The sequence below is a fragment of the Okeania sp. genome (assembly GCF_035285525.1).
Lineage (GTDB): Bacteria > Cyanobacteriota > Cyanobacteriia > Cyanobacteriales > Microcoleaceae > Trichodesmium.
The window spans coordinates 1-13,130 of record NZ_JAYKGW010000176.1; the positions used below are offsets into that span (position 1 = coordinate 1).

General features: G+C 37.7%; 9 protein-coding genes and 1 pseudogene. 3 read left to right on the forward strand and 7 right to left on the reverse strand.

Annotation, left to right across the window (positions count from 1 at the left end; all coding sequences use genetic code 11):
- Window positions 1–462 precede the first annotated feature (462 nt).
- A complete protein-coding gene (locus tag VKJ25_RS17085; RefSeq protein WP_324237841.1) occupies window positions 463–630 on the forward strand; it encodes a hypothetical protein in 168 nt (55 codons plus the stop codon).
- 590 nt (window positions 631–1,220) lie between these two features.
- On the opposite strand, the gene VKJ25_RS17090 is transcribed toward VKJ25_RS17085, so the two are convergent.
- Entirely contained in the window at window positions 1,221–1,619 is a 399-nt protein-coding gene (locus VKJ25_RS17090) for a response regulator (RefSeq protein WP_324237842.1), read from the reverse strand.
- A gap of 674 nt (window positions 1,620–2,293) precedes the next feature.
- Here VKJ25_RS17090 and VKJ25_RS17095 point away from each other — a divergent pair.
- Window positions 2,294–4,915 (forward strand): DNA gyrase/topoisomerase IV subunit A, encoded by a 2,622-nt coding sequence (locus tag VKJ25_RS17095; RefSeq protein WP_324237843.1) that lies wholly within the window; start codon window positions 2,294–2,296, stop codon window positions 4,913–4,915.
- On the opposite strand, the gene VKJ25_RS17100 is transcribed toward VKJ25_RS17095, so the two are convergent.
- The 3 genes from VKJ25_RS17100 to VKJ25_RS17110 all read right to left on the reverse strand — a co-directional run bounded on the left by VKJ25_RS17100 (window position 4,808) and on the right by VKJ25_RS17110 (window position 8,524).
- Window positions 4,808–6,058, reverse strand: coding sequence for an amidohydrolase family protein (locus VKJ25_RS17100; protein ID WP_324237844.1), 1,251 nt, complete (start codon window positions 6,056–6,058; stop codon window positions 4,808–4,810). The two genes, VKJ25_RS17095 and VKJ25_RS17100, sit on opposite strands and share 108 nt — an antisense overlap.
- Before the next feature lie 405 nt (window positions 6,059–6,463).
- Window positions 6,464–7,324: an alpha/beta fold hydrolase gene (locus VKJ25_RS17105; RefSeq protein WP_324237845.1), complete on the reverse strand. Its 861-nt coding sequence runs from the start codon at window positions 7,322–7,324 to the stop codon at window positions 6,464–6,466.
- A gap of 174 nt (window positions 7,325–7,498) precedes the next feature.
- Entirely contained in the window at window positions 7,499–8,524 is a 1,026-nt protein-coding gene (locus tag VKJ25_RS17110; protein ID WP_324237846.1) for a hypothetical protein, read from the reverse strand.
- A 379-nt stretch (window positions 8,525–8,903) separates the two neighbouring features.
- Here VKJ25_RS17110 and ureC point away from each other — a divergent pair, with 379 nt between their 5' ends.
- A complete protein-coding gene (gene ureC / locus VKJ25_RS17115) occupies window positions 8,904–10,613 on the forward strand; it encodes an urease subunit alpha (protein ID WP_324237847.1) in 1,710 nt (569 codons plus the stop codon).
- A 247-nt stretch (window positions 10,614–10,860) separates the two neighbouring features.
- Here ureC and VKJ25_RS17120 read toward each other — a convergent pair whose 3' ends face one another.
- The 3 genes and pseudogenes from VKJ25_RS17120 to VKJ25_RS17130 form a co-directional block, all read right to left on the reverse strand.
- A complete protein-coding gene (locus VKJ25_RS17120; RefSeq protein ID WP_324237848.1) occupies window positions 10,861–11,520 on the reverse strand; it encodes a Spy/CpxP family protein refolding chaperone in 660 nt (219 codons plus the stop codon).
- Window positions 11,521–11,867: 347 nt separating this feature from the next.
- A pseudogene (locus tag VKJ25_RS17125) lies at window positions 11,868–12,275 on the reverse strand (FAD-dependent monooxygenase); the annotation flags it as partial.
- Between the two features lie 30 nt (window positions 12,276–12,305).
- Window positions 12,306–13,109, reverse strand: coding sequence for an FAD-dependent oxidoreductase (locus VKJ25_RS17130; protein WP_324237849.1), 804 nt, complete (start codon window positions 13,107–13,109; stop codon window positions 12,306–12,308).
- Window positions 13,110–13,130 lie beyond the last annotated feature (21 nt).

The following is a 13,130-nucleotide window of genomic DNA, read 5'->3' on the forward strand; positions in this document are numbered from 1 at the left end:
GGAGAAAATTTTACTCAGTATTATCAGGATTTACAGTCTAAAACTCAAGGTCTTCCCAGTACGGTTTTTGTTCTAGCAGCTCCAGGTTTTTCTTATGGTGAAGTTCTGAGCGATCGTTAATTGATTAGTGAAGAATTAGGGTTTGTGCTTCTTCAGTATTTTTGTGAAAGTAGGGAAGGGAGTAGGAAATAGAGAGTTAACAGACTTCTAATCTCTGCCAGGAGGGGAGAGCTGTTTCATTCTTGATAGACAGGGGGATAGAGGCTTTGAATTTATGACTTTTCGCGATTTTAGCCAGACCAAAAGGGAGGCTGATTCGCTGAAAAATCGGTAAATTTTGGGAAATTTTACTGTTCCACGATCTGGTAATCTCTGGTTCTTCCTAAATTGTTAAATTATGAGACTTTGAAACAGCCCTATTCCCAAAAGGGGAAGTCAAGATATATAGCAATATAAAATGATTTGTGCCAAAAAACTGTAGGGGTTTGGTCTCCCAACTCCAGTTTCAAGGGATGTGGAAACCAAACCCCGTTATATAAAATCCGGTTTAATACTCGTTATATGGTTGTGGGAGATGGGGAGATGGGGAGATGGGGAGATGGAAGTGTAGATAAAATTATGAACATATAAACTTGTAACCGGATTTTATATTACAGGACTTCCGCTTCTTAAGTCTTTTAGCTGCGGTAGGGAACACTTAACTAAGAACAAGAAACAGTTTAGACATTCTGCTACAGCCAAATTTTATGATAATTAGAGTCAAAACTATACCATTTTGAGACAAAAATAGTCATAAATGATCAGGACTTACGCCAAGGTGCTATATATAGTGTGTCGGTGCGTTACGCTATCGCTAACACACCCTACTAATAGCTCTACCATTTTGAGACAAAAATAGTCAAAAATTATATCATGTCCGTTAGCATAGTTTGTGTATAAAATCAAGGTAGAAATGGCATAAAAGCTTCAGCATAGCTGCCTTCCTTCCACCAAAGTCTAATTATTCAACCGGAGATGATATTAGGTACTTTTTCAGGAATTAATTTGATGTTTAATCAGTAAACCTTAAGTAAACCATAAAGTAGGGATGTTGTATCCAATAGACATCTCCAAAAATTAAAAATATAATCAATTATTATCCAGAAATCATCAATTACTCCCCCCCTTTTCCCTGTCTTCTGTTCCCTCCATACCTCTTTTCTAGAGATGTCTATTATTAATCAATCTTCATTTAAAAATGACTTAATGTCACTAACGAACTTTTGATGATCGACTACTGGTTTAGAAATATAACCATCAGCACCACTTTGACTCAAAAAATTTTCTCGATCGCCTGACATAGCATGAGCTGTCACTAATATAATTGGTATTTTATTTGTTTGAGGGTCAGATTTCAGAATTTGGGTAATTTTAATGCCATCAACAGCTTTGCCTTCGTAAACGCTACGAGCTAGAGAAACATCCATCAGAATTAAGTCTGCTTCCTTTGATCTAGCAATTTGCACTACTTCTTCAACATCTTCTGTATGCTTAACAGCTAAACCACCTCTTTTGGTTAAAATCTTGGAAAAAACTCTGGCATTTACTTGATCGTCTTCTACAATTAAAATAGTTTTCATGTTAATTCTCCTGCTAAATACCTGTCATATCAATTATCAGTTAACAGTACCTCTGACTGAAGCCAAAGGCTGGAAATACTGAATTGAAACTTTTTTATCCCCTTTCCAGGGGAGGTTTGAGACCTTATTTTTTGGTCAATGTAAAGAATGTTATCATAGAGTTTAGACTAAATTCTATAGGAAAAGCCAGTAATGGTTAATTTGTTTCAACTAAAATAAATTAACTACTCAAAAAAGGATTTTTCAAAAAAAAAGCAGCTATTGTCTGCCATTTTTTAATAATTCAGTGTTAATAACTAAACTTATTTACACCTACTCAAAAGCAGAAAAGTTAGTTTTTTTCTACTTTCTTTTTTTTCCTTCAAAGGAAAAGCTTTAAATTCCTGATGATTAATTATCAATTCAATTATCCATTGGTAGGTAATAAAGATAATAAGGCTTGTCTTCTTAACTAGACACACAACAAATTATTATGCAGTTTAAATGCAGAACTGCTTACATTGGTTGTGACAATTTTTATAATAGTTAATTTGAAATGAAAAAAACCTAAATAATTGGGTCTAAAATCCCACCTTTTAAGGTGAAACGTTTTTGGAGCGTTCCTCTAATCCCCGTTACCAAAACAACTTCTAACTTCTAACTTCGTTAAACCTCCTAATCTAAATACACTCCTCATGGCCAAACAATTAAAATTACTTTCTGGACAAGTCATTTCTACACCACTCCATATCGAAATGCAGCAATCATATCTTGAATATGCCATGAGTGTGATTGTTGGCCGCGCTCTACCAGATGTTAGAGATGGACAAAAACCAGTTCACCGCAGAATATTATACGCTATGCACGAACTTGGTCTCACTCCAGATAGACCATTTCGGAAATGTGCCAGGGTAGTTGGAGATGTTCTGGGAAAATATCATCCCCACGGTGACCAAGCTGTTTATGATGCTATGGTGCGGATGATTCAAAATTTTTCTACTCGTTATCCATTGCTTGATGGCCACGGTAATTTTGGCTCCATTGATAATGACCCCGCTGCGGCCATGCGTTACACAGAAAGTCGTTTGGCATCTATTGGCAATGAAGGTTTATTGACCCAAATTGGTGAAGCTACTGTTGACTTTACTAATAACTTTGATGGCTCCCAACAAGAACCGAAAGTATTACCTGCACAGTTACCATTTTTATTACTCAATGGTTCTTCCGGAATTGCCGTAGGAATGGCCACTAATATTCCCCCGCATAATTTGGGTGAGATGGTAGATGGCCTCATTGCTTTAATTGATAATCCTAATCTTTCTAATGAAAAGTTATTTCAATTAATTCCTGGACCAGATTTTCCTACTGGGGGTGAAATTGTCGGTAGAGATGGAATTATTGATGCTTATACTAAGGGTCGTGGTAGTATACCTATCAGGGGTATAGCTACTATTGAGAAAGTTCCTACCAGTCGCGGACGACGGACAAAAACGGCTATTGTGGTGACAGAGTTACCATTCCAAGTGAATAAAGCAGGTTGGATTGAAAAAACGGCAGATTTGGTTAATGCTGGGAAAATAGAAGGTATTGCGGATTTGCGGGATGAGAGCGATCGCTCTGGTATTAGGGTTGTGATTGAGTTAAAACGTGAAACTGATCCGAGTGTTGTACTGCACCATCTTTACCAACAGACTGATTTACTTTCTAAGTTTGGTGCAATTATGTTAGCTTTGGTTGATGGACAACCACGACAATTATCTTTGAGGGAGCTTTTACAAGAATTTCTGAATTTTAGGGAACAGACTCTCACTCGTCGCTACACTTATGAGTTGGAAATAGCTAGAGCGAGATGTCATATTGTGGAGGGTTTGCTGACTGCTTTGACAGAGTTGGATGGAGTGATTGATATTTTGAGAAATGCACCTGATGGTAGCACTGCTAAAGTAAGTTTTCAGGAAAGGTTGGGTTTAAGTGAAAATCAAGCTGATGCTATTTTAGCAATGCCAATGCGTAGACTAACTGGTTTGGAGAAACAAAAATTAGAAGAAGAATATGAAGAGTTAATCCAGAAAATACAAGAGTTAGAAAATTTATTGAGCGATCGCCATCAACTCCTGAAAGGGCTAAAAAAAGAACTGCGCACTCTCAAACGTAAATATAATGATCCCAGACGGACTCGAATTATTGAGCACACAGAATCAAAAATTGGAGAGAATTTTGGTTCTATTTCCCAACAGAAAAGTCAACTAAAAGTTGAGAATAAAGAAATAGTTTCAGCAACCAAAGGTAGAGGTAGAAAATCAAAAAAATTGGCTGTTGAATCACAGATTATGACTTTGGAAGCTACACCGCCACCGACAGAAAAAGTTGTCATAGAATTTACTCACCGAGGATATGTGAGGCGACTTCCAGCTAAAGGATTTGAAAAGCATAAAATTGAGAAAAAATCTGATGTTACTATCGAAAATCATGAGGATTTTACTACTAAAATAATTGAGACAACTACCGATCGAACTTTAGTATTATTAACTCGTACTGGTAAAGCATTTCCTCTGAAAGTAAATGATATTCCTGCTATTTCTAATCGTTCGACAATAAGAAATGACAATAAAGGCGCACCTTTAGTCAGTTTATTACCTCCATCAGCAACCAAAGAAATGACAGATACTCGTAAAGAAATTATTGTCGCTCAATTTGTTTTACATGAAGTAGAGGAAAATAAAGACTTAATTATGTTGACTCAAAATGGCAAAATTAAACGTTTATCTTTGTCTGATTTGAGTGAACTAACAAATCGTGGGGTGACAGTAATTAAACTGAAAGAAGATGATGAATTACGTTATGCTAATTTGGGTAAAATAGGAGAAAAAGTAGTTTTAGCAACTTCCTTTGGGCGATTATTAAAATTAGAAATAAATGATGAACAATTACCACTAATGGGTCGTGCTGCTCAAGGTTCTCAAGCAACTAGATTAAGGAAACAAGAAGAGTTAATTGGTTGTGTAACTTTGGATGGAGAAAGTAATTTATTATTAGTTTCTGAACAGAGTTATGGTAAACAAATTCCTGTTACTAATTTGCGAATAGCTAATCGTGGTGGTATTGGTCAAAATGTTTTTCAGTTTACTAAAGAAAATGATACTTTGATAGGGATGGTTGTTGGTGGTGCAAATGTTCTGGTTCAGATGTTGACAACTGATAGTAGAGTTTTAGGAATGATTGCTGATAAAGTGAAAGTTTATGGACATGACGAGCGGGGCGATCGCTTGTTGAAGTTGGGTGCGAAGGAAAAAATTATTAAGGTGGTTGGATATTAGTAAGCTGATTTGGTGGGATAACGAACTTCCCACTTTAACCCCTGGTATCACCAAAATATAGTAATCCTGATTCATTTGAGTTCCAGGTTCACAGATAGTCGTAACACCTTTGGAAATCAAATACTTTCTTAGCATATCGACTCCGTTATTGATTCGCTCTTCACTCAAAAAGTCTCCGACGATATTGCCCAAAATTACTTCGAGTCCTTTTTCAAAGAAATGTCCATTCTCCAAATCTGCTTGACTCTGGGCTAACTCGTTTGCATTGTCAATAAGACCCTGGTCTATCCCGTATTTATTTAATGCCGCCGTATTAAAAATGAACTCGTGGCAGGAACGATGCCAAATAACTATGGGGCGATAGTCTTCTGGGGGGGTCTTTTGTTCTTCCTCCTCCAGGATCCTGTGTTGGTACAAATCATCTAGTTCCTTGCGATAAAGGGGCTGCTCGCCACTATGGAAATACTGGTGATACCCCCAGGTGAAAAGTGTTTCGTCCCGCTGTGGATTATTCTCATCCATATTTTGAAGAGCTTGTACCAAACGATTTTGATAATCCTCTTCATTATGTGCGGCTTTAGACTCTTTCCCAGGCAATGTCCAGTCTTCGATAGAGATAATTTCTACCGCCATAGTCATGGCACCCAATAATGGATGAAGGTGATGCTCCACAAATCCAGGTAGGATGACTTTATTTTCAAAGGTATCATCAATACTGTATTCTTTGTTAAGTTCCTTTAATGTCCTTTGTACCTGTTCTAGAGTACCCACTGCTAAGATAGTGTCCCCTTCTACTGCTACTGCTGGCAGGATGGTGTTGCCTTCGGGAGTTTTGGATGGCTTTATTTCCGGTTGAGCTGCTTCCATCGTCATAATCTTCTGGGCTGTATAGATTATTACTTCCCCAGAGTTGGGGATGGGAGAAATATCTGGGTTTGCAGTATCAGAGAGTGTCGGAGTTCGATTGTCTACTCCTGCACCTGAAGTTTTATCTACCTGAATTTTAGATGCCTGCAAATTACTTCTCATAATAGCTTCAGAGAAGTTTTTAGTCCCCTCTAAGAATTTGCGACGGAGAATTTGGAACAGAAAGTGATTGAAAATTGGACTACAGCAACTGCAGTTTCCATAAGTGATGTACATTTTTGTTAACTAATTTGTTAATTTCAGCATTAGACACATTAATCTTGCTAATTTCAAGATAGAGTTAAATATACCAGGTCTGTTAGAGGCGATCGCTTGTGGCTTAATATTATTTTACATATCTCTATCTTCTCTCTAGTTTGTCAAATTAAGGGTCGTCTATTATAACAAGTGTTTGATATCAAACAGATTTATTGGTAGATAACAAAAACAAAAATTTTAATAAAACTGAATTTTTATATACTTAATTTAAGTTTATATGGACTAATCCAAAGCAGCCAAGAAACCGGGTTTATTGCCATGATATTTTTGTTAAAGCCAAGAAATTTAGGCACAAAAACCCGGTTTATGGGTAAGTCCTATTTATGTTAACAATAGTTCTCTAACTCCCAAGCTTTCCTTTATTTATTCTTTGTAAACCACAAACCCAATAATTGCATCTAAAAGTGCTTCTAGTTCATCAACCCGAATTAAATGACCACTATTTTCAAAGATTCTTAAATCTGCATTAGGAATAGCTGTAGCAATTTCTGCTGATAATTCTGGGGGACAAATCCAATCATGTTTTCCTGCTATTACTAAAGTAGGAGCAGTAATTTTATGTAGTTTGTCTAACACATTATAAGAGCGTAAAAAGCCACCAAAAGCAACATTAATAGCATCGGGAGATAATATAGTTTGGCTCTGACTTTTTCCTGGTATTTCTGATTTATAGGTCATAGAATACATAGGCATCATTATTTGAAAATATTCTTTTAGTTGTGCCTCATTTTTAAAGTTACCATCCCATAAAAATTGAGCGATCGCTTGTTGTTCTGGTGTTCCTTTTTCCGCTAAATTAACTTTAGCTAATTCCAAAAAACGAGAACTTCCAGCAGTAGCAATGACAATTAAAGATTGAACATTTTCGGGATAACGAACTGCATAACTAAGGGCAACCATTCCTCCGTAAGAAGTGCCAATAATTACTATTTTTTCTAGTCCTAAATATTGGCGTAATGCCTCCATATCTTCTACATTATTTTCTAGGGTATAAGTTTCTTTCGGTCCCCTTGCCGAGCGCCCTTGTCCCCGGTGGTCAAAATAAACTAATTGTAATTTTTGACTGAGACGAGAAAAGGAAGGTTTATAGGAAGTATGGTCTGCACCCGGACCACCGTGAATCACAAAAGCAATGGGTTTTTCTTCCATGACATCACTATTATAAACTAGGCCAGCACCTTCAATATCAAAATAGATTTCTGTATCTCGTATTTGCGCACGCATTTTTTTTAAGAAATTAATAAACTAATTTTGGTAGCACAAGCATCTTGCTTGTTACAGCCTAGAAGGCTGTGTTACAAATTTTGGTAGCACCAGTATCTTGGTTGTTACAGCCTAGAAGGCTGTGTTACAAATTTGTTAAAAGTTTCTTCCTTCTTCCTTCCTCCTTCTTCCCTCTTACTTCTTCCTTCTTACTTCTACTAAAGCAAATGGAATGAGACATAGAAACCACATAAAATATTGCAAAAACAATACAGAATTAAAATACAAAAATGTCATCATAATCATGGTAGAAGATAAAAAGATGTTTACCTTTTCTTTGAGGAAACTTAAGTAAATCATACCCATCAAAAATAACATGAGTAACTTGGCTCTAAAACCTATAATCCAGGTAAATTCTTGAGAAAAAATAACATCAACAGAAGGTGCATTTTCTATGTGGGAAGTTCCTAATCTTGTTGCTGAAAAAAAGATAGATTTAAAGAAACCCTCAGCATTCCAAATTATAAAGGATAATGATGTAAAAAAAGGAATGCTTAATATAATACAAATTCCCAAAATTACCTCTTTAATAGGTCTTTTTTTAGTTCCATTTTTCCACAGGTATATGAGATATAAAGGCAGCAAAAATATTCCTATTTGCTTAATTCCTAAAGAAATACTAAACATCAGTAAAGAAAGTTTTTTATTGTCTTTCAAAATAACTAAAGAAAACAACAAAAAAAAGATAGCTACAAATTCCAAATGATGAACACGGATTATATAGATACTCCAGCGACTTAATAGGATAATTATAGAAACTACAAAGCCCAATATCCATAAACCTTGCTTCTGAAATTGTCTCAGAGTTAAAGCAATTATACCAGTATGAAAGGCAAAAGAAATAGGTCGCCACAAATACAACCAATCACTAAATTCTCGAAAACCTAACTTTTGAACTAATGCAGAAAAAAGGTAAGCCAGGGGAAAATAAGTCGCATATTTATCATTGACTCTCATATCACTCATTAAAACTCTGCCATAGGGATTTTCTCCAGTAATAATTCTTTTGCCTTCCAACCAAATATAGTAGATATCTTCGTTTTCTAAATAATTAGAAGGTGTGAGCCAAAAATGAATATGTATAAACAAACTTAGAGAAACTAAAACGATCAAGAGAAACCAATATTTTTTATCCCATCCACATTTATATAAATTTGACATAATAGCTAAAAAATACCTAATATTATATAGAACTTTATTATTCCTAAATCGGTTTTGCTAAACACAATTTTATGTTGAACTTAATTTCCTGATAATAATCTAAAAAAATAATTAAATTAATACTTACAGCACTTTTGAGGATGGTATTCTAAGGGTTTAATCTGCAAATGCAAGCGAAAAGGGATTTGGAAACCAAACCCCTACAATAAAATCTGACAACCTAGTCTAGGATTGTTATAGTTTTTATTATTCCAGGACTAAAGCCATGTGAACCCAGAAACCCGGTACGAGGGTAGATTATTACTGCTCAAAACAACGATTTATCCTAGAAACCGGATTCCTCCCGTGTAAATCCTATATTCATTATTCATTATTTTCTATGCCTTATAAAATGAACCGTCGTGCCTACGCCGAAACTTATGGCCCAACAGTAGGCGATCGCATCCGTCTAGCAGATACAGAATTATTTATAGAAGTTGAACAAGACTACACCAGTTATGGCGATGAAGTAAAATTTGGAGGAGGTAAAGTCATCCGGGATGGTATGGGGCAATCTCCTATTTCCAACGCTGATGGCGCAGTCGATTTAGTTATCACCAATGCTCTGATTCTCGACTGGTGGGGTATCATTAAAGCAGACATCGGCATCAAAGAGGGAAAAATATTTAAAATTGGTAAAGCAGGCAACCCCTATATCCAAGACAACGTAGATATAATCATTGGTCCAGGTACTGAAGCGGTAGCAGGAGAAGGCATGATTTTAACTGCCGGTGGTATTGATTCTCATATCCATTTTATTTGCCCCCAACAAATAGAAACAGCGATCGCTTCTGGTATCACAACTATGCTGGGGGGTGGCACTGGTCCAGCAACAGGCACTAATGCCACCACCTGCACTCCTGGTCCCTGGAATATTCATCGGATGTTACAAAGTGCAGAAGCTTTCCCAGTAAATTTAGGTTTCCTGGGTAAAGGCAATAGTAGTCAACCCCAAGGATTAGTGGAACAAGTATTAGCTGGAGCAATGGGATTAAAACTCCATGAAGACTGGGGAACAACACCTGCTACCATTGACACTTGTTTAAATGTTGCGGATGAATATGATGTGCAAGTTGCTATCCACACAGACACCTTGAACGAAGCTGGGTTTGTAGAAACCACCCTAGCAGCTTTTAAAAACCGGGCGATTCACACTTACCACACTGAAGGCGCTGGAGGCGGTCATGCTCCTGATATTATCAAAGTATGTGGTCAAGCAAATGTGTTACCTTCTTCTACTAACCCGACTCGTCCCTATACTGTTAATACTTTGGAAGAACATTTGGATATGTTGATGGTGTGTCATCACCTAGACCGCAATATTCCTGAAGATGTGGCTTTTGCTGAATCTCGGATTCGTCGGGAAACTATTGCTGCCGAGGATATTTTACATGATTTAGGAGCATTTAGCATGATTGCTTCTGACTCTCAGGCCATGGGGCGAGTCGGAGAGGTGATTATGAGAACTTGGCAAACTGGTCATAAAATGAAAGTTCAGCGCGGACCTTTGAGTGGGGAGTCTGGAGAAAATGATAATTTACGAGCTAAACGTTATGTGGCAAAATATACGATTAATCCAGCTATAACTCATGGTATTGCTGAGTATGTGGGTTCTGTAGAAGTGGGAAAATTGGCAGATTTATGTTTGTGGCGACCTGCTATGTTTGGGGTGAAACCAGAAATTGTAATTAAGGGAGGAGTTATTGCTTATGCTCAAATGGGAGATGCAAATGCTAGTATTCCGACTCCGCAACCAGTCATAATGCAGCCAATGTTTGGTAGTTTTGGAGGAGCGATCGCTGCTACTTCTTTGACTTTTGTTTCTCAAGCTGCCCAGGAAACTGATATTGCTAGTCAACTGAAGTTAAGTAAGTCAGTAGTGGCGGTAGCAAATACTCGAAACATTGGGAAACGGGATATGAAATTAAATGATGCTTTGCTAGAAATAGAGGTTAACCCGGAAACTTATGAAGTTAGAGCGGATGGTGAGTTGTTGACTTGCGAACCTGCAACAGTTTTACCGATGGCACAGCGATATTTTCTGTTTTAAGAAGGAAGAGGGAAGAAGGAAGAAAATTGCTGTCAAAGGGGTTTGGAGACCAAACCCCTACAAGGTTAAATTGTACTAATGCTATCAGGACTAAAGCCACGGGAACCCAGACACCGGGTTTCTTTGCGTTTGGGGGGATACTTTCCGCTAACTTCCTTTGAAACTCCGTGGAAGGAAGTAATTTGATTGGTTTCAGGAGATTGCTTCCTATCGTCGCAATGACCGTTTTTAAGGGGATTTTATATTACTAATTTCTTGCTCGTATCATTTGTATTTGTTGACGAAGTTGCTCTTTTTGTTCTTGAGTTAAAATATCTGCTATTTTTGGGCGTGATGACTCGATGACTTCACGGATTTGAGTTTTTTCGTCTTCAGACACATTTAACTGCTTAATTACTTCTAGCTTTGGTTGACCTTGTGCAGTCAAAGTTTGGAACTGTTCCTGCTGTTCGGGAGTGAGAATATTTTTAATTTGAGCTTTGATTTCTCCCTTGACTGACTCCAACTGAGTTTTTTGTTCGGGAGTCATATTAAAATTTTCAACTTCGGCAACAATGATGTGCAGAAGTTGCTCTTTTTGTTCTTCAGTTAAAATATTTGCCATTCGTTGGCGTAATGACTGCATGATTTTGCGCATTTGAGTTTTTTGCTGTTCAGAGAGATTTAACTGTTGGATTGCTTCTAGTTTTGCTTCACCTTGTGAAGTCAAAGTTTGAAACTCTTCCTGCTGTTCGGCAGTGAGAACGTTTTTAAATTCAGCTTTGGTTTCTAGCCTGACTTCCTCTAACTGAGTTTTTTGTGCGGGAGTCAGATGCAAACTTTGAGGTTGGGCAAGAGCTATCAAAGGATTAGCAAAAAGAACGGTAGCAATAACTCCAAATAATATAGCCAAAAAACGACGTTTCATTGTGTTTGTTCCCAATTAATTTTTTTGATTGAGTGTTTACTTATGTTCTATCCTACGAGTTGCTATCCTCAGATAACCAGAGATAAAAGTCCTAAATTTTTCTGGGACTTTAGTCTTATTTCAGGAGTAGGGGAGTAGGGGAGTAGGGGAGTAGGAAGACAAGGAAGAGGGGGTAGACAAGGAGGACAAGGGAGACAGGGGAGACAAGGAAGAAAATCTAATGCAAAGTTTTAGATCGAACAGTCTACTACGATAACAGTAGGGACGTTGCATAGCAAAAATACTTTTCATGTCGCGCAGCGATACTTCCCTACTGTAGTTCACTAAAATGAAAATTGCTATAAAAGTTAACTATTCAAACGCACAGGTGAAATCCCAAAGGCAATCAACCGTGGCGGAATATCCCGCACTACAGGCAACCGCAAAAAAGCAGGAATAGTAAACTGCTGATTTTCATTCAGCGCACGAGCAATAATCCGTTTTTGAACTAACCCCTGAAACCACTGAATAACTCTGGTGGGAAACTCCCGTTGGCGCTGGACTTCTGCTAAATCCCACAAATGCCAACTTCCACGTTTTAGGGGCTCACTAAGAATATTTGTTGCTACAACTGCATCTTGAATAGCATAGTTAATACCCACCCCACCCACAGGCGACATGACATGAGCAGCATCGCCAATAAGTAATAAACCAGGTCGATACCACTGGGGAAGACGACTAGACTCTACAGACAAAAAAGCAATCTGAGACCAATCTTCTAGTAGATGGGAGCGATGTAGCTGCCGCTAGGCTCCGCCAACGCTAAATTCTGGGACTAACTCAACCAAAGACTTTCGTAAAAAATCTATACCAGCAGTACGCAGTTTGGCGAAAGCACCCTTAGAAATCATATAAGCTACTTGCCAGAAATCTGAGCGATCGAGCAAAACTACCATCTTACCATAACCCACACGACCTGATAAACCATCAGCTTCCTCTGGCTTCTTTGGTAAACGAAACCACATGACATCCATGGGTGGAGAAGTTTTAACGGGATTAAACCCTGCTAACTGACGCATTCGGGAGAAACGACCATCTGCTCCGACTGTTAATAATGCTCGAACTTCGTGCCAACTTCCATGACTCCGATAACGTACTCCACGCACTACGCCATCTTCTTCGATAATTTCCTGGACGTTTGCACCCATGATTAAATTAAAATTGGGATACTTTTGTGCCTCAGTGGCAATAAAATCTAAAAATTTAGCTTGTGGCAGGATAGTAATATAAGGATATGGAGTTTTTAACCGACTGAAGTTAGTGAGAGCAATGTCACCAGTGGGAGAATTTAACTTCAGTGTGCGAGCTTTGGAATGGGGTAACTCTAACAAACGGTCAGCTAAACCTATTTGTGCCATTATTTCCATGACAGAGGGATGAATAGTATCACCACGAAAGTCGCGGTCAAAGTCTTGATGTAATTCTAACAGAGTAACTTGAATACCTTGACGCGCTAACAATAATCCTAATACAACTCCTGCTGGACCAGCACCAACTATACAACAGGTTGTTTGTTGTATATCAATAATTTCATGGGTATGATTAGTCATTTTATTTGAGTATAAAGAGGG